We start from the raw sequence: 21,465 nt of genomic DNA, 5'->3' as shown, positions 1-21,465 counted from the left end.
ATCAGCGGCTCTTGGTACCGCGTGCGAAATTATCACTCGCTCCGCAAACCGCAACGCAGCTCTGGCCCTTCCTGTCGCATCAGACACAGGGCCGAAACAAAAAATCCGGATCATGCGACCATGAGGGACAAGCCCTCGGAGCCGCACGTCCGTTGCAGATGGACCTGTACTGACGGTTTAGACCTTCGGCCGCTTCGGCCTGGTCCGAACGTCCCTTCACTTCGGGACTTTGCGTTAGCTGAGGTCTGGAATGGCCGATGGGATACCGATGGCGTCACCGCGCCAAGCGCCGCGCCACTAGACAACCTGCCTCCCCTGCCGCCAGACCCGCCGCACGATCGGTACGCTGCCGGCAAGATGCACCTGAATGCAATCAGCCCGCTGGCCGACCGCTATCGCGCCCCTGTCGTCGAGGCCGGCGGCGCGCGCGGGACTGAGCGTGACCATCCGCACCGCCTCAGGCAGGCTGATGCGCTCGACGCGCTCGGCGAGCATGAACACCGCCATGGCGAGACTGGCTGGCACATAGTCGGATGACAGGATGTCCAGCAGGCCCTCTCGCGCCAGGTCCTCCGCAGCGATATTGCCAGAGTGGGACCCGCCGCGGACGACGTTCGGCCCCCCCATCATCACCCGGATGCCCGCTTCATGCGATCGCACCGCAGCCTCGCGGGTCGTGGGGAATTCCGCAATGGCGACGCCGTCGGCAATCGACTCGACGACATGCTCATCCGTCGCATCATCGTGGCTCGCGAGCGCGATGCCATGCTGCTGGGCAAAAGCGACAAGTTCGCGACGATGCCGTGAGGCGTTCGCATGATGAAGCGCGAGGCGCCGCTCGACCACCGCATTTGCCTCGGCCTCGGTGCGGGCGGTCTTGCCGGTGAAATAAACCTTCCACAGCTCGACGTCGCGAAACTGCCGCTGGCCTGGGGTGTGATCCATCAGGGAAATGACATGGATCGGAAAACGAGCGGCAAAGCGCGTCACCTCGTCGATGACGTCGAGGGTGGCAATCTCGCAGCGGAGATGAGTGCGGTGTTCGGCGCGCAGATAGCCGCCGTCTCGGGCTTCGTCGAGCGCCTGCGCGAGCGTCCACAGATCGCTGTTGGGCATGCCTCCCTCTGTGTCGGAGCCGGCCCGCAGAGAATCGAACACGGTGGTCACGCCGGCGGCGATGATCTGGGCATCATAAGCCATCACAGCGCTCAGCGGGTGCCAACGCACGCGTGGCCGCGGATGGAAATGGCTCTCGAGATGATCCGTGTGCAGCTCGATAAATCCCGGCAGCAAGAAATCGCCGCCTAGATCGATTCCGCGTTCCGGCGCCCTGCCCTCGCCCATATCGACGATGACGCCATCATGGGCCGCGAGCCACCCGGACTCGAGCACCTGGTCCGGCAGGACCAGCCGGGCATTTTCGATGATGTGGGCGCTCTGGTTCATGGTCCATCTTTCATGCAAAGTCTTGAGCCCCCTGTCCAGTTCGCGATCCTCGCCCAGGTAGACCGGTGCGTGACCGGCTGCGGCCCTCCGGAGTCCGCATGAAACTGTGGCGGTTGTCCGGCGCTCCCCTGCTCGGCCGGATCACGGGGCTGGACAGGACTTGCGGTTGCGTTAAGCTTGACCTATTCGCTTTGCGATGAAACTTCGATGACACTTATGACGCGAAGGATCAGCAGCAAACTGGAATATTTTTCGCGTATGCAACATAAGAATTGTGTTCGTTTCCCGGAGCACGGCACTCACATTATATGTAGGTCTTAATAGTCGCTTTTCGTTTCCATCCCGCCAATTTTTCCCTCAGTTATTTTCACCCCTCCAGGCGCATTACCACCCGATAACTTTATTTTTTCATGGAGATATTGTTCGATGCCAGAGCGTTTACTGGCTGCGGCCGTGCGACCTCAATCGCGCAACTGCCATTTTGACGTGCCCTGAGCCCGAAAACCATGGGCAACAAGCGAACGGCGCGGTTGAACGGTCGGACCACGACTGGAAGCTCGGCGCGCCTTCCCCTTGGTCGGGCGATCGACGTCAAGGCGACAGCACGGACCATTTCCCGGGTCGGCACGCATGACTACTACTGCGGCTGGCCACAGGTCTTGCGCCTCGCCGGGTTTCTTGCGGTGGCGCTCCTCGTGGCGTTGCTGCTGTTTGCCAGCCGCACAGCCCAGGCGGGCGCGTGGACACTCCCGGCGGGCAAGGGCCAGGCGATCGTCACGGGCACCTTTTTGAAGGCAGACCGCTATTTCGACGCGCAGGGCCGGACCATCCGTGGTCCGGACTATCGGAAGTTCGAGGCCACCGCCTTCATCGAATACGGTGTTACCGACAGCTTAACCGCAATCGTCTCGCCGTCGCTTCTTTCTACGCGCGTAGCGGGGCCCGAACCGGCGCAGTACACCGGTCTGGGCTATACCGACATCGGTGCCCGCTATCGCCTTCTCGACCTTGACGGCTGGATCGTATCCGCCCAGGCCATCGCGGGCTTCCCCGGCCCCACCAATCCGCTAAACCCTGCGGAGGTCTGCTGCACGGACAAATATGCCGATGCGCGCATCCTCGTCGGGAAGTCATTCATGCTGGGGACCTGGCCATCCTTTGTGGACGCCCAAGCCGCCTACCGCCTGCGCAGCGGCGCCGCCAGCGACGAGATCCGTTTTGACCTCACCCTCGGCATTCGGCCTCTGCCAAAATGGCTCTTGCTGGCACAATCGTTCAACGTTCTGGCAACGAACTCACTTGCGAGCGGCTCCGCGCTGGGGCTATTGAGCGGGACGCGTTATCATAAAGTACAGGTTGGCGCAGTTTGGGATTTCGCCGACGACTGGTCCCTGCAGATTGCCGGTGTCGCCACAATTGCTGGCAAGAGTGCACCGCTCGAACGTGGACTCGTCAGTGGTTTATGGTACCGCTTCTGACATGACGAACGAAATGGGAGCGCCCCCTTTCATGGCATTATCAAAACCTCGCATCATGCCGGTCCTCTTGTCCGGCGGCACGGGGACCCGTCTTTGGCCCCTGTCCCGCGAGGCTTATCCCAAGCAGCTCCTGCCGCTTGCCAGCGACAGGACCATGCTGCAGGAGACCGCGCGCCGCGTGGAGGATCGCTCCACCTTCATGGCTCCCGTTGTCATCGCCAATGCGGAACATCGTTTCGTCATCGCCGAGCAGCTGCGTGGCCTTGGCATCGAGGATGCGACGATCGTGCTGGAGCCCGTCGGACGCAACACGGCCCCGGCCGCGGCAACCGCCGCCCTGATCGCCGTGAACGAAGACCCCGACGCCATCATCCTGCTGATGCCCGCCGACCACGTGGTCTCTGATCCCAAGGCCTTCCTGAAGGCGGTGGAGACGGGCGTCGCCGCCGCCGACGCGGGCAAGCTCGTCCTGTTCGGCATCAAGCCGACGGCGCCCGCCACCGGCTATGGCTACATCCATATCGGCGCGGCATTGCCTCAGTCGCCAGGCGCCCACGCCGTGGCCGCCTTCCGCGAGAAGCCGGATGCCACCACCGCCGCCGCCTATGTGGCGGGTGGAGACTATTTCTGGAACAGCGGTATCTTCCTCCTTCCGGCAAAGTCCTTCCTCGACGATCTCGCCGTGCTCGCGCCGGACATCCTGGCCGCCAGCCGCGAGGCTCTCGTCAGGGCCAAGAGCGATATGGACTTCCTGCGTCTCGATAACGACGCCTTCCGCGCCTCGCCGTCGATCTCCATCGACTATGCCGTGATGGAGAAGACCGACAAGGCTGTGGTCGTGCCGGCCGATTGCGGCTGGGCGGATGTCGGCAGCTGGTCGGCGCTATGGGAAATCGGCGCGCAGGACGCAGCCGGCAACGTCATCGCGGGGGACGTTGTCGCGGAGGACGTGCAAGGCTCCTACCTCCGCGGCGAGGGCCAGCTCGTTGCGGCGCTCGGCGTTGAGGATCTGGTCGTCGTGGCGACCCCCGACGTCGTGCTCGTCACGCGTCGCGATCGCGATCAGGACGTGAAGCTTCTCGTCGAACGGTTGAAGAAAGACGGACACGAAGCAGCGACTCAGACGCCCCGTGTCCATCGTCCCTGGGGCTATTATCAGTCGCTGCACATGGGCGAGCGCTTCCAGGTCAAGCGCATCACCGTAAAGCCGGGAGCCAAGCTATCCCTGCAGAAGCATTACCACCGTGCCGAGCACTGGGTGGTGGTCAATGGCACTGCCCTCGTCACGCGGGACGCCGAGGAACTGCTGCTCCGGGAGAATGAATCGATCTTCCTGCCGCTCGGCTGCGTGCACCGTCTGGAGAACCCAGGCAAGGTTCCGCTGAACCTGATCGAGGTTCAGTCAGGTCCCTACCTCGGCGAGGACGACATCGTGCGCATCGAGGATGTCTACGCCCGCGTCGACAGGGCCAATGAGGTGGGCGAGGATAACCGCTGACAGCAACGCTGTCGGTGCCCTTCCCGGCCGGCTTCACCCGCCGGGAAGGAGAACCATGAAGCCTTTGCCGAGATTTCACACCGTTTCGCGCGTGCCCCGATCAGGCATGCCCCGCATCGATGGCGGCCATGACACCGCGCAGCTCGGCCAGACCCTTCAGGCGGCCGATGCAAGAGTAGCCGGGGTTCGTGCGCTTGCCGATGTCATCGATCAGCAGGTGGCCGTGGTCGGGCCGCATCGGGATCTCGGCGTCGGAGCGGCCCTCGGCCCGCCGGCGACGCTCTTCTCTCATCAAGGCCGCGACAACGCCGACCATATCGGATGAGCCGCCGAGATGCTCGGCCTCGTGGAAGGTCTTCGGCGCCTCGCGCTTGACGTTGCGCAGATGCGCGAAATGAATCCGCGGTGCAAATTCGTCAACCATCGCGACAAGGTCGTTATCCTCCCGCGCCCCGTAGGAGCCGACACAGAACGTCAGGCCATTGGCGCTGGACTCGACCCCGGCGAGAATGGCGCGCGCGTCAGCTGCGGTCGAGACGACACGGGGCAGGCCAAAGAGCGAGAATGGCGGATCATCGGGATGGATGCAGAGCCGCGCTCCTTCTTCCTCGGCGACAGGAACGACTTCGGCGAGAAAACTGACGAGATGGGCCCGGAGGTCATCCGGCGTAATGCCGTCATAGGCGGCAAGCAGGCGGCGCATGCCGGCGCGGTCGTGATGGAAATCCGCGCCAGGCAAACCGGCAATCACATTACCCTCGAGAGCGTCCCGCTCGCTCGGCAGCAGCGCGTCAAAACGGGCCCTGGCCGAAGCGAGCACCTCCGGGTCATAGGAGCTTTCGGCATTCGGACGTTCCAGAATGAAAACATCATAAGCCGCGAAATCGATGATATCGAACCGCAGCGCATAACCACCCAGCGGCACGGGATACATGAGATCCGTGCGCGTCCAGTCGACGACCGGCATGAAGTTGTAGCAGATGGTCTTCACGCCAGCGCGCGCTACCGCGCGCAACGACGCGATCCAGGCATCGATATAACGCCTGCGATCGGCACTGTTGGTCTTGATGGCATCATGGACCGGGATACTCTCAACCACGGACCAGGTGAGCCCGGCCTCCGTGATGGTCGCCTTGCGCTTGGCGACCTCCTCATCGGTCCACGGCTGGTCAGCGGGAATGTGATGGAGCGCCGACACGATACCGGTCGCGCCCGCCTGCCGCGCATGGGACAATTCCACCGGGTCCTGAGGCCCGAACCACCGCCATGTCTGTTCCACCTGTCGCCTCCTTCACCTGCCACGATCGTTCGGCGCGCCTGATCGGCGCCACCCCGCACGCTGATCTCACCGGTCAGCGCACTCATAATTCACGAATCTGGCGGGCGGAAGCAGATTTCAGGCCGTGCAGGAGAGCTCGCATCTGCCCTACACATGTCTGTCCATGGCGGAGGCATGCTTCGTGTCGCGCATGAGGCTATAGACGAGCAGCGAGATGAAGATGATGCCCGCGAGATAGTAGTAAAACCACTCCTCGTGGCCCATCTGCTTGAACCACAGAGCAATCGCCGGCGCTGTCCCGCCGAACACCGAAACCGTGACGGCATAGGGAAGCGCGACGCCCGTCGCGCGGATCGACGTCGGGAAGAGCTCGGCCTTCACGATGGCATTGATCGAGGTGTAGCCCGCCGTAAAGACCCATGCGGCGCAGATCAAAAGGCAGGCGATGACCGGCGACTGGGTCTGCGACAGGATCTTGAGCAGCGGCACGGTCGCCAGCGTCCCGGCGACGCCGAAAAAGACGAGGAGAGGCTTGCGGCCAATGCGATCGGAAAGAGCCCCGTAAAGCGGTTGCAGAATTGCGGCGAAGATGAGCGACGCAGCGATGACATAGGTGGTGACGATGTCCGAAAAGCCAGCCGTCTGCCGCACGAATGTCTGCATATAGGTCGTGAAGGTATAAAAGGCTGCGGTACCGCCGGCCGTGAGACCGACGACGATCGCGACTTCGCGGGGGTAGCGAAGCAAGCCGCGTAGTGAGCTCTCCCGCTGGGCGACCTTGCGCGCTTCGAGAAATGACTCGGTCTCATGCATATCGCGCCGCATCACCGCTGCGAAAACGGCGAGACACGCTCCGATGATGAAGGGAATACGCCAACCCCAGGCGACCAGCTGCTCGTGAGTCAGAAAGACGTTCTGCAAAAGCAGAAGGACAAGGATGGCGGTGAGTTGCCCGCCGATCAGCGTCACATACTGGAAGCTGGAGTAAAATCCACGATGAGCCGGCTCGGCGACTTCGCTGAGGTATGTGGCGCTCGCACCATACTCACCGCCGAGACTAAGCCCCTCGATGATGCGCGCCAGGGCGAGCAATGCCGGCGCCGCGAAGCCGATGGTCGCATAAGTGGGTGTGGCGGCGATGATCAGCGAGCCAAAGCACATCATGACAACCGACACTGTTAAGGACAGGCGCCGCCCGTATCGGTCCGCCAGATGGCCGAAGAGCCAGCCGCCCAGCGGCCGCACGATGAAGCCCGCGGCGAACAGGGTGGCAGCGTTGAGCTGCTGGACCACTGGATCACTCGATGGGAAGAATGCCGGCGCGAAATACAGCGCAAAGGCGGTATAAGCATAGAAATCGTACCATTCGACAAGATTGCCGATTGAACCGATAAAGATTGCTTTGAGGCGCCGGCGCGCATCAGCGAAATCAGTGGTCGTCACGGACATGCCATCTCCATCGGCTTACGCGAAGCGGTTCTACTGGCCATATCGGCATGTTCGGGGTCTTGCTCCACGCAACGCCGCCCGCTAACCCTCGCTGAATGCATGGGTTACGGGAAACTTGGCCTCAGATATGCGCATCATGCACGCGGCGCTCGTGGCAGCAAGCTGTGCCATATGCATTTTGCATGGAATGCCGTGCGATAATCGGAGAGGCTATGCATCAAAAGCTGATCGTCAGAAATGATCGCCATAAACCATTGACAGCGCCAGCGCGGATGCTCTACGAGGCGGCCTATGAAGATACACCTCGCCCTTGCCGGACTTTACTACGCGCCGCTTCCTTAGCGGCGAGGTGCTTTGTCATCTTTCAACCGCTGCGTGGCCAGCGGTTGTTTCCAAAGACCTCCCTGGCACGCCGCCTGCAGAGGTCAGCCCATGCAAGTCCACCAGAATACGGTTCAGCCTCCTCTCCTTGGCATCATCGGTTTCGGCGCCTTTGCCCGGCTTATGGCCCGGCAGCTCGGCGTTCATTTCCGCATCCGCGCCTATGATCCGGCCTTTACCACCGGACCGCTTGAGGGCCAAACAGCCGTTGAAATCACCGACATGGCATCGGCAGCGCGCTGCCCGATCGTGGTCCTTGCCACACCGGTCAGCGCCCTGGAAGACGCCATAGCTGGTATCGCGCCGCATCTTGGCGCAGGCACGCTCGTCCTCGACGTGGGATCGGTCAAGGTGATCCCGGCCGAGATCATGGCACGCGGACTGCCACCCAATGTCGATATTGTGGCGACGCATCCTCTCTTCGGTCCGCAGAGTGCCCGCGATGGCGTCGCTGGCTTGAAAATCGCCGTCTGCCCGATCCGCGGCCGTCGCGGCTTGAGGGTGGCGGCGTTCCTACGCCACGTGCTCGGCCTCGATGTGATTGTCACGACCCCGGAAGCGCACGACCGGGACGCTGCCGTGGTTCAGGGGCTCACCCATCTCATTGCCAAGGTCCTGGTGAAGATGGAGCCGTTACCCACCCGCATGACGACCCGCAGCTTTGATCTGATCATGCAGGCGGTCGGCATGGTGCGCCATGATTCTCCCGCCGTATTTCAGGCGATCGAGCGCTCCAATCCTTATGCGCTGGCGGTACGCAACCGCTTCTTCACTCTGGCCGCGGCCCTTGATCAGGAGCTTGAGGACCATGCTGCCGACGCGTCAGCCGCTTCCCTTCCGGAAGGAGCGGCGAGCGCCCTCCAGACTTCAATGGCCCATCGATCGCGAGAAAACGTTCACAACGATGACCCCAGCGATGATCAAACTAAGCCCGAGCAAGGCCGGCCAATCCAGGCTCTGTTTGAACCATATCCAGCTCACGGCTGAGATGAGCACGATGCCCACCCCAGACCAGATCGCATAGGCGATGCCGGTCGGCATCGTACGCAGCGTCAGAGACAAGAAGTAGAACGCCAGCGCATAGCCGGCCACTGTCAGGAGCGACGGACCGAGGCGGGTAAAACTGTCGGAGGCCTTCAACGCCGAGGTGGCGATAACTTCAGCGACAATGGCTATGAGGAGAAAGATATAGCTCAATGTGTTGGACACTACGGCTTCTCACCCGAGCGATAAAAATGTGGATCGACCCATGTCGATATCGGCGGCATGGCCCCTCTGTCCAGTCACATTGGAAGCGCTAGCACTTCGGCACGCCGCGTGGCCGGTTGCGTCCGACACACGCACCGGCAACACAAGTATAGATTACAGTATAAATCAATGTTCTCGCATAATAGGTTGTATTCGTAGTCTATGCATCCGGTGCGCAGCCCGTCCGGAGATTTCACAATGCGGGCTTCCTCTTGTCTAGCAATCGCTCGCACGCGCTCGTACCTCGTCTTTTTGCAGCTAGAGCTTGAAATGGCTAGCGTTTCGCGGATCGGAACCCTATCACGCCATGCGGCGGGGAAGCATGTTCACGGAACGAAGCGGCCATTCGCATGGGTCGCGTGCGCTACGCTTGAACCATAAGGCGTGTCTTGCTTTGACGCAGCGGATCGCGGTATATTATTTTTTGATACTTAGTTGATCGTTTCCTAAACGAACAAGGGCATTCCATATCTTCGGGCCCCTCGCAATTCCGGAGCGAAAAAGGCCATGCGACATAGATTCCGGAACTGCTTTGCATATGGCTCCGGCTTGAGCAACCGGACACGGGGGGTAACATGGCGTCACAGCTTACAGGTTCGGAAGTCATCTTCAGCGATGACTTCTCAACGAACGGACCGGTTGATTCAGCAAAATGGCACTACAATGTTTGGACACCGCCGGATGGTGGCGGATCCCATTACGGCAATACACAGCAGCGGCAGTCGTTACCCGTAGCCTCAAACGGTGTGATGCGCCTGCAGCTCGACAGCTTCAATCCAACGGACCCCAACCATACGTCTTTCGTAGGCTCTGAGGCCATCACCAACCGGCTGTTCGATCTCAGCAACGGGCCAATCGCCTTCGAGGCCCGGGTCCGCTACGAACAGGATCAACGTGGCATCATCGGTGGCTTCTTCACCTTTGCCGGCCCACCGGGCAATCATGACGAAATCGACTTTGAAGCGATGTCGAACCGCTTCAATGAAATGCAGACTAACATCTATCACAACGAGCCGCTCGGCGAAGGCCACCCCATTTCCTATCCGATTAGCGGCTCGCTGGCTGATTTCCACACCTACCGGATCGAGTGGCTGCCCAACATGGTGCGGTGGCTGATCGATGGCCAGGTTGTGCGTACCGAAACCAATTTGGTACCAGACAAGGCGATGGCCTTGCACTTCAACATCTGGGCGCCACCCGCGTCCTGGCCGACCGGCGATTCGAGCCTTCGGCCGGCCGCCAGCCAGGCCCAGAACCAGTCCTTCTTTTTTGATGTCGACGACGTGAAGGTTGAGAAGATTGCTGGCGTCACGGGCGATGCCTCGCACAATACGCTCATGGGGACCGCGGCTCATGAGTATATCGACGGCGGCGATGGCGATGACAGGCTGACAGGCGGTGGCGGCAACGATGTCGTCGAAGGCGGCGCGGGCAATGACACGGCAGTGTATACGGCAGCGGCGAGCAGCTTCGCGATCAGCGCCCGTTCAGGCGAGCGAACGCTCAGTGTAGCAGACCGCACCGGTGCTGAGGGCGTGGATACTCTCTCGAATGTGGAAAATGCAGAGTTTGATGGGCAGACGGTAGACCTTACATCGATGCTCGCGGCGGCGAACCTCCACGCGGAAGACTTCGCGCCGATCATCAGCCTCTACAACGCCTACTTCGACCGCGCACCTGATGCGCTCGGCCTGTTTTTCTGGGCGGTCGAGCACGCCAAAGGTATGAGCTTGGACGAGCTCGCACAGCGCTTCTACGATTCCGCTGAAGCCGAGGGATCACGGCCGACAGGGCAGTCTGTGGCCAATGCGGTCACACAAGCCTATATGGACATCCTCGGCCGCGCGCCCGATAGCGATGGGCTCAAGTTCTGGGTTCGGATGATCGAAACCGGCCAGCTCGCGGCCAGTGATTTTGCCCTGGCTCTCATCCAGTCAGCCAGTGGCCAGGCTGGCCAAGACGGCGAAATTGTAAAGACCAAGGCAAGCCTGAGCGCGTATTACGCGCTCGAGCACGGACTGAATGACGGCGCCGACGCCGGCAGCGTTCTCGACGCTCCAAATCTCTATGCGGGGCGCGCGCTCGTGGACGGCTACGCATCCGCGGCAGAAAACGGCGACACGATGCAGCTCGTCACCCGCATTCTTGGCATTTCGACCGAGGACCACCCGGCTTTTGCGTAAGGATATCCTGGACGCGTGCGGGCGCCTCAGGGGCCGCACGCGCTTCCAACAGCGCATGCCACCAGTTCACGGGTCGCGCGCTGCTCTACTTAGCAGGCGAGGCCAAACTGGTGTCGAAAACGCTCTTGCCAAAGAGGCGAGCATATTCGGCCTCAGGGACGCCATAAATTCCCATCGTCAACATCTGGAGGCCGGTTCGATTCAGTATCACGATCCTTTGTCGTCCCGCGCGTATCAGGCCCCTATATTCAAGCATCTGGATCGCCTCGGTGATACTCGCCCGCCTAACGCTCATCAGATCGGCAAAAAATTCATGAGTAAGCCGCAAATCGATGTCATCCATGCGGTCCGCTGACATCAATATCCACCGTGCAAGTCTCCCCTCGATCTTGAGACGGCTCCTGCTAAGGGCGGTAAAGCCAATTTGTATCAGGAAGGCCAGCACAAATTTGAGAAGCTTCTGCCGTATCGCCTCATGATGACGCATTACGACTTGCAGATCGTGCGATCGGACTCGAAAACCAGTCCCCGTAACCTGCATGATTGTTTCGCTTGGGGCTTGAGCCATCCCGAGCAAGACAGGCAAGCCGGTCAGACCTTCACGTCCAATGAGTCCAGCCTCCGCCCGCTGACGTGACGATGCCACTGTGAAAGTGGATGCAATTCCAGACTCCAGAAAGTATACATGCTCAATTGGAGTGTTGGCGAGCTCCAAGGCAGCTTTGTTGGGAAGATCAACCGTCTCGAGAAGAGGTGCCAAAACGGCCTTTTCCGGCAGAGATAGGCTGGATAAAACCCCGTTCCGCGTTCGGGCAAGAAGCTCAGGCATACACAACTCACGACATAAACGGGGCTCGGCCGGAAATGGCTCGATGGTGCAGCAGCCGATGTGAGGTCGCGGGAGGGGATAATCTCTAGGAAGGCCCTATAGGGGAAAGTTCGACAGACGGCGCCAGATGCACCGGCGAGCCTTTTGCCTTCCAGGCTTCTGCGATGTGCTCCTGCTGGGTGCCACTGAGAGCGGCCGCATCAGCGCGTCGATCAAATACGATGGTGCCGAGAAGCGATCCGGTATTTGTAACCACAAACAAGCGGTAGGACTGAGACGGGGCCTGCTGCTCATTCGTCATATGCCTCTCCGGTTATCAACATCACCTATACGTTCAGAGTGACCGGATTTGCTAGGCAATGCTCGCCGGCTGCACACTTTGTACGGTAGCGCACCGTGGGAATGGGGCGATGGATTGGCGGCAGGTGGACTTAGCGCTCAAATCTGGATAACCCGCGTGCAGCATGGCTGTCCGAGAATTCGTGGCTGTTGCTGCGCTTAAGGGCCCATATCATCAAGCAATCTAGACAGCGTATTCGGATCAGATGACCCTTCGCGCGGGGAATGCCGTCCCGGCGGCGCAGGACGCGCTCTCCGCCCGACGCGAGAGATTTCGGGCGTAAGTTTATCCAGCCAGTCGTAAACAGTCTTGAGGAAATAGCAGGTGGGGAAAAGGCTTTACTCTTTGAATGAGAGTTTCTCCCGCATCCACGTTTTGTTGACCTCAAATAACCAGCACGAATGCGGCCTCGCAAAAATTGACAAGGCGAACGCAAGGTACTGCTATATACAACCCACTAACCAATTTGAAGGCAGATGATTGCTGGAAGTACAGCCGAGCACGGTAAAGTTGGGAGAAGTGGGGAAGCTCGTTCATCGATGGGGTCCTGGAGACGTGGCACGCAAAAACAGGCCATTCCAGCCCCATCACGACCTTTCACAGCAGACCAGCCCACCAGGGATGATCAAAGAGAAGGCCCTCCGCCGTCAGGTTGCCGCCCGCCGGGAAGGCTGGCGACAGCTGATCTCAAGACGTGCCGCAATCTGTCAGGCAGCCAAGGTGTAGTCGGCGACATCGGTGCCGAGGAGGCTTGCCACCAATTGGCCGTTCTCGCCCGCCGCGTCAGCAGCATAGAGATCCGCGAGGGCCTTGGCGGCCGCGAAGTCGGTCGCATCCAGTACGGCCTTGGCGCCTTCGCCATCGCCAAGCCCCTTCTCGAGGGCGAAATAGGCGGCAATCTCGGCTTTCTCGATGAGTTGCGCACCGTCGGCGCCTGCCCCGCCCGAACGCCCCGACAGAATGAAGGCCAACGGTACGTCTTCGATATTCAACCGGCCGCTTTCGACGGCATCGACCCAGTAAGCGAAACCATCGGCGTCCGGTGCTCGGCCTAGAATCTCGCGATAAGCCAGATCCACGACCTCGCCCGTCGACTTGCCGGCGAAGCGACCTGGTTCAGCCGCCGCAAAGAACTGCTCGGCGATATCGCCAATGGCCACCCCGTCGCTCAGGAGACTCGTCCAGAAATACAGCCCCATGGCGTCGGGCGCGCGGTCGAGATACGACGTGTAGAGATCGATGATCATTCCAAGGTCTGCGGCATCGGCGTTAGCTGCCTTGATCATCGGCACGAGATCGATGGTTTGGTCGGCAAAGCGCAGCTCATGCATATTGACGACAACATCGGTGCCTTCGGCATCGCTGCGGTCGTCGACGATGACGGCACGTTGTGCCGCATCCATGCTGAGCGCGAAATGATCCGCACGCCCAGCGTAGGTCGCGGCGTTGTAGCCATCACCGCCATCGAGGACGTCGTCGCCGCCGGCACCGTGCAGGACGTCGTTCCCCGCATCGCTAAAGAGATGTTCGCCGCCGGCCGTGCCGACGAGGTTCTCGCTCTCCGCCGAACCCGCCGATTGAGCCACACGCTCCACCTGGACGCTATCGACGCTGGCGTAGAAGGTGCGATTCTGGTTGGGGTCGCGCGTTGCCGTCAGCGAGGGATCGCCGACGCCGACCCAGTCGCTCGGTGCTCCCCAGATGTTGAAATGCACGTTCATCGGCTTTTCAGGAACGATCGAGGTTTCGGTACGAACAATCGTCCCATCGATCTTCCAGATCACGACGCCCTTGTACCACTCGATCCGATAGTCATGATAAACTCCCTGCCCACCAGGTAGATCGTGGTCCTTCGGGTGCCCCTCGGAGAGGTCTTCATTATGGTAGGGATTGGTCTGCGCCACGTTGTAGCGCGTGGACATCAGCTCCCAATCGATCTCGTCATGCGACGCACGCGGGCCGGCGAAGGTGAAGAACCCTATGACAATCCCGGGCTGCGTCTGGTCGGATTTCATTCGCGCCTCGAAGGCCAAAGGCCCGTTGTCGAGGCTGAACTTCTGAAGTGAGATGGCTTCGTTGCCCAGGAACGAAGGCGCATATTGCGGAAAATCGCGATTGCCATCGTGGTACGTGTCGAGACGGAGGCGCATCACCCCATCGCTCATGACGGGCAAGGACTGGCGGACGTTCGTGCCGTTGTAAAACGCTGGATTGTCGTTTGCCTGCCAGTGATTGAAGTCCCACTTGCTTGAGTCGATTGGACCGTTCCCGTTGAAATCATCGCTCAACAGGATCTCTGATTCTGTACGCTGTGTTGACATCTGGAAACCCCCACGCATCACAAGCCCGCTTCCCATGAAAGCGGCCATCAGCTGTTGCCAGTGATATGTCAGGTTGGGGATGCCAGCGACAATAGGCATGGCGTCTCAATGTTGGTATTTGCATCTCAAGAGCGGAAAAGGACCGAGGCTCCCGCTAACTTACTGTAAAGCTGGGCAGATTTTCTGCATCGTTGCTGCGGATTGCCTGCGGCCGGCGCATCAACTCTTTGTCAGCCGCGACGCGCGGCTTTCATCGGGCCTAGGTAGGCGAACGCCAGCGTGTCTCGGTGCTCGTGATCCCATCGCGTGGTGTTGACGCTTGTGCCTCTCGTCAGCCAGTTGCCTGGTAGCAAACCGCTCCTGAGCTTCGACCAGGATCACTCCTCGACCAGACAATAAGCGCCATTGCGAGGTCGGGCGTAAGGCAAAGTCTTCTCGTCTGGAAAATACCGCCGGACAGCGCTCGTTCAGATGGGCGGATCAGGCCCCGTGAATATCCACCGTAACGTCCGCCGTGGATCTGGGGTGAAGGGACTGAAACCCTTGCGGCGTATGGTCGGAGTGAGAGGATTCGAACCTCCGACCCCCTCGTCCCGAACGAGGTGCGCTACCAGACTGCGCTACACTCCGACATCGCTTGCCGCGAGGCCGGTCTTATAGCCCTGCGCTCGCCGGTCTGCAAGCCATGATGCGAGATCAGATGCATCTTATTCAACAGCAGATGCAGATTCTTTTCACGCGGCGTCCGGCCCCCCCGGAGTCGCCGCCACCTACTCGATTGAGAATAAAGGATCTATTCCCGCAACGGCTGCGACCGCAACTGTCCGGCCGCGGCACGCCCTAGCGACATGAAGCGCCAACAGGCGCGTGCGGCTTGAGAAGTGCCGCGGCGCAGCTCAGCCTATTGGGAATATTACTCTATACGTACACGTTTTACGTGTACCTCCGGCACATTGCCGAAGCTTCATTTTTGAGGCGCCAGCGGAACTGACGTTACCGTTCCACATGCCGGGGAACCGCCCAGGGGGCATCCCCGGCTGCTGCGCAGCGTTTCGCTCGCGATCAGAACTCAGCCGAGCCTTTTGACCGGCGGAATGACCCATGATCCGTCGAGGATCGATGGATGATTCTCGTCCGGCCAGTAAAGCCTCATCATCAGAATGAACTTGCCCTTGGGGGCTGGCAGCCAGTTTGCCTCCTTGTCAGCGCCGGGCGATTCGTTCTGGATGTAGATATCGACCGAACCATCGGGGTTCTTCTTCAGGTCCTGCCTCGGGCTGATGGAATAGCGGTTGATGGGATTCTCGACGAAAAAATACTTCTCATCATACATGGTGATGGACCAGAACCCACGCACCGGCGGGGTCCGCCCCTTCGGGAAGGTGAGAACATACTTGTTCGCGCCGTCATAAGAGCGAGAGAAGAGACCGTCGCGTTGCTTCAGAGACGTGGGATAGATCGCGTCCTGCGGGCGGTTGGCGCCAAGACCGATCGCCGCAATCAGGGCGCGCTGCAGGTAATCCGTTCCATAGAGGCCGGTCTTGGTCGTGTAGGCCCAGCCGTTGATGTCCTTGATGTCGCCGTCACTGAACTTGAAATGCATCATAATGCGCGCGAAACCGATCTCCGGAATCCGCTTCACGAAGGCGGCATCAAGCTTGCTTTTGTCAAAGTCCTGGCCCGGCACGATCCCGATCCGCGCCATCTTCTCGAGGATGGGCGCGTCCGCTTCGGACGGGGGGTTCGTTTTCAGCAGATCGCTCAGCAGCGTGAAATATGAGACCGCATCCATGCGGTTCACCTGTTCGCGGACGGCCGTCTTCATGTCGATGCTCGGGTCAACCACGCCGGGCGGTGGCTGCCAATCCTTGCCGTAGCTGCTGAGCGGCACCAGCTTGCACTGGTCCTGGAGCGCATGAACAGCCTTGTAGTCCTCCGGCGTGCCTGTGCAGTAGATGCGGCCAAGAATCCAGACGAGGTTCGTCGGCGAGACGTATTGCGTGACGCCGGCCGGAAGCGTGCCTTGCCACCCCGGCCCGGTGATCGCGTACTGCTGCGCCTTGCCACCCGTGGTGCGTTGGCCAGGAACCTGGAACACGTTCGTCCAGCCGTCGAGCATGGGGAACAGGTAGTATCGGTCGTCCATCGCGGGGATGGACAGGACCCATGGTTCCTTGCCCACGTCAACGAAGGCTGTGGTGTAGAGAGTGTCGGCGTTGGGGGCCGTGACGTCCTTGAACGATGCGTTCGGATATTCACGCAGTTTGATGATCTGGCCCATCGGCCCCTTGGTGCCTTCCACCGCGGGGACGTTCGTCAGCACCCGCCGCGTCATCTCCATCGTCACCAGGGGATAGCCGTAGATATAGGCTTCCACGGCCAGCCAGAAATCCTCCGAGCCATCTACGAGGTCGGCGATCGGGCCGTCGAGAGCATGGGCCGGAGAAAGAGCGGTTGCGGCAAGTAGCCCCAGACCGCCTGCGGATACAGCGCGACGCGAGATTTTCATGGTGGCCTCCTGGGAAACCAATTTCTTGAGGTTGTTATGCCCTTCACGCAGCATTGTCCGCTTCGGCTCATCGCGAATCGCTTGAGCTGTTCCGCGAGTTGGGACGTGCCGGGCCGACGTTGACTGCGGACGAATACTAGGAGCATCGAGACGACAGGCTTATGATCCCAGTTCGGATCGAGCGGGAGTAGGTTACGCGAGGATACAGCATCTCACAGGAGCTTGAACAGAGCTGTCACAAAATGACGCCGTTGAAACGGCGCCGTTCTTCTAGTGATGTTCAGGGCAGCCATTCCGCCCCCGAGGCGGCATGAATATAGCCAGGCGGGCACAATTCAGCCATGGCGTATTGTTCCGCGTTCACGCAAGATGACCCCGCGAACGTTCTGGATCGTGGCGTAGAGAAATGCCGTGGTGAGGCCGAATAGCAGCATGCCGTTCAGTGCCTCGAGCGCGCCGAGCATCTGCCACGCGCCGGCCAACTGGATATTGGCGTGGCCAAAGGTCGTCATCGCGCCGATCGAATAGAGCATGGCCGAGCGCGCGTCCGGAAGCGCGCCAAGCCACAGATAGGCGCCGGCCCAGACCATGGCTGCGATGGCATGCAATATCGTGGCAGCCAGAACGGTCGATCCCACCACAACCACGAAGGTGACGCGCGGCCGCCATGGGGCTCCGTGCCTGAGGCTCCTGTCGATACCGATCTCGATGGTCCCCAAGCCGAGAACGTGAACGATCGATGCCAGCACGATGAGCGGCAGCCCCCATAACCAGTCCGCGGTCCAAGCCCCCGGCGCAAGCGATTCCATGTTTCCTCCTGACGCCACGGGATCTCGCCATGATCGTCGTGCCGGCGCACGGCAAACCGTCAGCCAGCGAAAGTGGATCGATTTTAACGCCGTAACCGCAGCCCCGCAGCCGCACCTCACCGCTACAGACGGTAGGATACGGTATGTTCTGTGGCGCAGATCGGCCCTAGCAGCCCTTAGCCGTGTGGCCAAAGCCAATGCTCACCACGAAAACGATCCGGCCGTCCTCGCTAGAGCGCTCACGCTAATGCTGCATCCCCTTCGCCGCTTGCGAGGCCATGGGAACGGGAAAGCCCGCGGCGCGGGCTGCCTCGGTCAGAATGCGGCGGTCTTCAGCGCGAAAGTTGCGCTTTGCGAGTTCCCCCTCCAAATCGTCGAAGAAATGCGGCCGCATCGCCAGGAATTGCCTGCGGCTCGCGGCCGCTTCCTCGTTTAGCCCCGCGCGCGCGTAAATCAGCGCTGCAATTACGTGATAGAGGGGGAATTTCTGAAGGTCCGCCCGGCGGATAAATGTGATCGCGCGGGCATCGTCGCCCTGCATGTAGGCAGCGAACCCGAGCATGCCGGTGTAGTAGCCGGCGTTACCAGGGTTGCGGATGAGTGCCTCCTCGATAATGGTCGCTCCGCGTTTCCACTCGCCGGATTGCGCTAAACGGCTGCCGTATTCGCCCAAAAGTTCGGTGTCATTGGCATTCAAGGCGTACGCGTAGGCTCCCACGCGTAACGCCTCTTCCGGCTCGCCGACGAAGAAAAGCGCCATCATCAACGCCTGGTGTGCACGAACACTTTCCGGATCGAGGCGTACGGCCCGTCGGGCAGCATCCAGGGCGCGTTCAAGGGGCCTGCTCCCCGGTCGGGTATTGAAGCCAAATCGATCCTCGTCGAGATAGATATACGATAACATCGCCCAGGCGGTGGCATAGCTCGGATGCCGGTTGACTGCACGTTCCAGGCAATTGCGGACGGCCGCGTGCGCTTCGGCGCTCAGAACCTCCCGATAGCCATAGAACCGCAAGGTACAGCTATAGGCTTCGAGATCGTCGGGCGGCGCGTGAGCCGCGCGTCGCTCGTCGGCCTGGAAGATGATGCCATAGGGCTGCGCGACCGCCGTCGCGACCTTACTCGCAAGCTCGACTTCAATCTTGAAGAGATCCCCGGACCGCAACTCCTCTTCATAGGCGTTGGACCAGATGATCGTGGAGGTGCCCGCGTCCACCACACGAGCCGTCACCCTGAAACGCCCGTCAGAAACCCTGACCGCGCCTTCTAGAATGTAGCGCACGCCGAGCATGCGGTGGAGATCGGACACCCCCGCTCCTGCGGGCAAGCTCCTTGACGTCGCGCTGCCAATAATTCTCAGTTCCTTGAAACGCGCGATCTGCGAGAGGACATCTTCCGTAAAGCCTGCCGCGTAGAGCGCGCTGTTCCCGTCACCTCCCAAATCGGCGAAAGGCCGAACGAGCACTGACGGGCCGCCATGAAAGGCGTCCGGATTGACCGTCGCCCCTCCACCCCGGAAAAGGCCTGATGCGAACGCGATATAGGCGACGCCGAGAAGGACAAGGCCAACGGCCGCGGCGGCTATTGCCCACCGGAACGATAATCGACCTGGCGCGGCTTGCAGCGTTTCCTCGATCGGCGGATCGGACCGCTGGAGTTCCTCCGTTACTGGGGTGAGGCTCCCCCCATGCCGCCGCGTGAAGACAGGGACATATCCGCCTTTCGGGATGTCGACCAGGACCGGATCATCCTGACCGGCAACCAGATAATAACGCTCCAGGGCGCGCCGTAGCCGCCCGGCCTCGATCCGCACGACCGGATCGTTCTGCGTGTCGAAGGTTTCGTCGCGACCGAAGACCTCGATGGCGATGGAGAACGCCTTGATGCGTGAGGATCGGCCTGCAAGGGTTTCCTCCACGACGTAACGCAGGAAGTTGCGCGCTCTCTCGGGCGCCCTGAACTCCGGGCTGCCCAGGATCCGCTCGCATTGGACGCGCACGTCGGCGGGGGACGCTTCCTCGCAGTGTGCGTCCCGCAGGTCCCCGGCACGGGTCATTTCGGCACCTGCCATGATCTTACACGAACACACAACCCGAGCTTCCCCCACGCCACGGCCGCGGCAATGCCATGTTGACTACCGTAACATACTCCCCATACGGCCGCGACTACGCTCAGATAGCAGGATCAGAGGGGCCATGTCATGCACCGAGGCGTGCTAGCCGCTATCCAGCATTGTCCTGGTCGGCGCCGGGCGATTGAGGAACTCGCTCTGCAGAGCGAAAGCTTCCGTTTGCTCTGCGGCGATCTCGCCGACGCGGAAGCGGCCCTGCGCAATTGGGAGAAGATGGATGTACCGCTTAAGGAGGAGCGCTGCGCGGAGTATAAATCGCTTGTCGCTGGTCTCGCTGCCGAAATCACAGAAATCATGGACGCGCGCTACCCACGGGAGCGCCCATGACCTTTACAAGAAACGGCGGTCATGACTTCTTGTGTTCGTCGCAGTGAAGGCTGAGACTGCGATAGCCAGCCGTGGCCTTCGGCCAGAAAGATCAATGCCGTGGTGAGAACTCTGCGTAAGGTGGCCGGAATTCTGGGCCTGATGCTGCTGCCGCAGCCAAGCTTCGCGGCAGACCTCGGAACCTCCTCCTCCTTTCCCGCACCGCCACCGGCGGTTCCGGCAGGCTGGACTTTCCAGGCGACGCTCTATGGCTGGGCTACAGCGCTCAATGGTACGATAGGCGTGCGCAATCTGCCGCCGGCGAAGGTAGACGCATCGTTTGGTGACGTCTTGAGGCATCTGGACGGCGCGGTGATGGGCGCGTTCCTCGCCAAGAACGGTGATTGGATGTTTCTCACCGATCTCGTCTGGGCGCAACTCTCCGACGATGCCAAACTGAAGGTTGCCAATGAGCCAGCCTTGAAGCTCAAGCAGCGCCTCCTGATCGCTTCCGCTATCGCGGGATACCGCCTACCTCTTGGCAATCCCGACCTCGACCTCAGCGTCACAGCAGGTCTGCGCTACCAGCGCCTCACCCTGGACACGACGTTGGCACCCGGCATCCTCCCCTTCGTCAACCTCACGAACGACCAAACCAAGGCTTGGCTCGACCCGATCGTCGGTCTGGCCCTGCAATACCGCATTAACGATCGTTGGTTCCTCAACGCGCTCGCCGACATCGGCGGCTTCGGCGTAGGCTCACAATTGACATCACAGGGTCTGGTTTCCGTCGGCTACAAATGGACCGAGAGCTTCTCCACAGCCGTCGGCTACCGCGCGCTCTATACGGACTATAAGGACAGCGGCAATCGCACCGGAACCTTCCGTTACGACACGACCATGCATGGACCGTTCTTGAGCATGGCAGTCCATTTCTGAAATCTTCCTCGGGACGGGGGAGTCGGTTTCCCTTTGCATCGTCAAGAGTGGGGCCTCCGCTGTCCTTCTGTTTCACTGCTTGTGACAGCACTCCAGGAGAAAATGCAGCATCTGGCAGACAAAAGGTAGAAACAGCATAACGATCAGAAAAAATTCATAATTTTCACCCCGAACAAGCGAAATATGCCTTGCTGGTTTTATCAAGGCATGGTTCGTTAGCGTGCTTCGTGGGGCTGGGAGGGAACTGAGATGGGTCTGTGGGGGGCATCTCAGTTTCAGGGGGCCTACCGGGGCCCCCGGTCGCTTACCAAAAGGCAGA

General features: G+C 60.6%; 15 protein-coding genes, 1 tRNA gene and 1 pseudogene. 6 read left to right on the top strand and 11 right to left on the bottom strand.

Annotated elements, in window-relative coordinates:
* Positions 1 to 297: 297 nt before the first annotated feature.
* On the bottom strand, positions 298 to 1,446 hold the full coding sequence (locus KIO76_RS14205; RefSeq protein WP_213323876.1) for an alpha-D-ribose 1-methylphosphonate 5-triphosphate diphosphatase: 1,149 nt from the start codon (positions 1,444 to 1,446) through the stop codon (positions 298 to 300).
* 506 nt (positions 1,447 to 1,952) lie between these two features.
* On the opposite strand from KIO76_RS14205, the gene KIO76_RS14200 reads away from it, so the two are divergent.
* On the top strand, positions 1,953 to 2,924 hold the full coding sequence (locus tag KIO76_RS14200; protein ID WP_249729599.1) for a hypothetical protein: 972 nt from the start codon (positions 1,953 to 1,955) through the stop codon (positions 2,922 to 2,924).
* 31 nt (positions 2,925 to 2,955) lie between these two features.
* Entirely contained in the window at positions 2,956 to 4,422 is a 1,467-nt protein-coding gene (locus KIO76_RS14195) for a mannose-1-phosphate guanylyltransferase/mannose-6-phosphate isomerase (RefSeq protein WP_213323875.1), read from the top strand.
* Positions 4,423 to 4,522: 100 nt separating this feature from the next.
* Here KIO76_RS14195 and uxuA read toward each other — a convergent pair whose 3' ends face one another.
* On the bottom strand, positions 4,523 to 5,701 hold the full coding sequence (uxuA, locus tag KIO76_RS14190) for a mannonate dehydratase (protein WP_213323874.1): 1,179 nt from the start codon (positions 5,699 to 5,701) through the stop codon (positions 4,523 to 4,525).
* Positions 5,702 to 5,848: 147 nt separating this feature from the next.
* On the bottom strand, positions 5,849 to 7,150 hold the full coding sequence (locus tag KIO76_RS14185; RefSeq protein ID WP_213323873.1) for an MFS transporter: 1,302 nt from the start codon (positions 7,148 to 7,150) through the stop codon (positions 5,849 to 5,851).
* A 432-nt stretch (positions 7,151 to 7,582) separates the two neighbouring features.
* Between KIO76_RS14185 and KIO76_RS14180 the strand changes: the two are divergent.
* Positions 7,583 to 8,353: pseudogene (locus KIO76_RS14180) on the top strand (prephenate dehydrogenase/arogenate dehydrogenase family protein); the annotation flags it as partial.
* A gap of 45 nt (positions 8,354 to 8,398) precedes the next feature.
* On the opposite strand, the gene KIO76_RS14175 reads toward KIO76_RS14180, so the two are convergent.
* On the bottom strand, positions 8,399 to 8,728 hold the full coding sequence (locus KIO76_RS14175) for a DMT family transporter (protein ID WP_213325263.1): 330 nt from the start codon (positions 8,726 to 8,728) through the stop codon (positions 8,399 to 8,401).
* Between the two features lie 626 nt (positions 8,729 to 9,354).
* On the opposite strand from KIO76_RS14175, the gene KIO76_RS31365 reads away from it, so the two are divergent.
* Entirely contained in the window at positions 9,355 to 10,962 is a 1,608-nt protein-coding gene (locus tag KIO76_RS31365) for a family 16 glycosylhydrolase (RefSeq protein WP_213323871.1), read from the top strand.
* A gap of 85 nt (positions 10,963 to 11,047) precedes the next feature.
* On the opposite strand, the gene KIO76_RS14165 is transcribed toward KIO76_RS31365, so the two are convergent.
* The 7 genes from KIO76_RS14165 to KIO76_RS14135 form a co-directional block, all read right to left on the bottom strand.
* Positions 11,048 to 11,791, bottom strand: a complete 744-nt coding sequence (locus KIO76_RS14165) for a Crp/Fnr family transcriptional regulator (RefSeq protein ID WP_213323870.1) — start codon at positions 11,789 to 11,791, stop codon at positions 11,048 to 11,050.
* 85 nt (positions 11,792 to 11,876) lie between these two features.
* Positions 11,877 to 12,092, bottom strand: a complete 216-nt coding sequence (locus tag KIO76_RS14160) for a hypothetical protein (RefSeq protein WP_213323869.1) — start codon at positions 12,090 to 12,092, stop codon at positions 11,877 to 11,879.
* A 746-nt stretch (positions 12,093 to 12,838) separates the two neighbouring features.
* Complete coding sequence (locus KIO76_RS14155; RefSeq protein WP_213323868.1) at positions 12,839 to 14,551, bottom strand: family 16 glycosylhydrolase; 1,713 nt, start codon at positions 14,549 to 14,551, stop codon at positions 12,839 to 12,841.
* A gap of 454 nt (positions 14,552 to 15,005) precedes the next feature.
* Positions 15,006 to 15,082: transfer RNA gene (locus KIO76_RS14150), tRNA-Pro, on the bottom strand.
* Between the two features lie 439 nt (positions 15,083 to 15,521).
* A complete protein-coding gene (locus KIO76_RS14145; RefSeq protein ID WP_213323867.1) occupies positions 15,522 to 16,961 on the bottom strand; it encodes a DUF1254 domain-containing protein in 1,440 nt (479 codons plus the stop codon).
* A 335-nt stretch (positions 16,962 to 17,296) separates the two neighbouring features.
* A complete protein-coding gene (locus tag KIO76_RS14140; RefSeq protein WP_213323866.1) occupies positions 17,297 to 17,770 on the bottom strand; it encodes a hypothetical protein in 474 nt (157 codons plus the stop codon).
* A gap of 244 nt (positions 17,771 to 18,014) precedes the next feature.
* Complete coding sequence (locus tag KIO76_RS14135; RefSeq protein WP_213323865.1) at positions 18,015 to 19,826, bottom strand: adenylate cyclase; 1,812 nt, start codon at positions 19,824 to 19,826, stop codon at positions 18,015 to 18,017.
* Between the two features lie 144 nt (positions 19,827 to 19,970).
* On the opposite strand from KIO76_RS14135, the gene KIO76_RS14130 reads away from it, so the two are divergent.
* Positions 19,971 to 20,228 carry a hypothetical protein gene (locus tag KIO76_RS14130; RefSeq protein ID WP_213323864.1) on the top strand — a complete coding sequence of 86 codons (258 nt, stop codon included), beginning with the start codon at positions 19,971 to 19,973 and terminating at the stop codon, positions 20,226 to 20,228.
* Positions 20,229 to 20,327: 99 nt separating this feature from the next.
* Entirely contained in the window at positions 20,328 to 21,146 is an 819-nt protein-coding gene (locus KIO76_RS14125; protein WP_213323863.1) for a hypothetical protein, read from the top strand.
* Positions 21,147 to 21,465 lie beyond the last annotated feature (319 nt).

Origin of the sequence: Chelatococcus sp. YT9, from assembly GCF_018398315.1 — a bacterium.
GTDB lineage: Bacteria > Pseudomonadota > Alphaproteobacteria > Rhizobiales > Beijerinckiaceae > Chelatococcus.
Note: the sequence above shows the minus strand (reverse complement) of the source record. Positions and strands in the feature narration are given on the sequence as shown.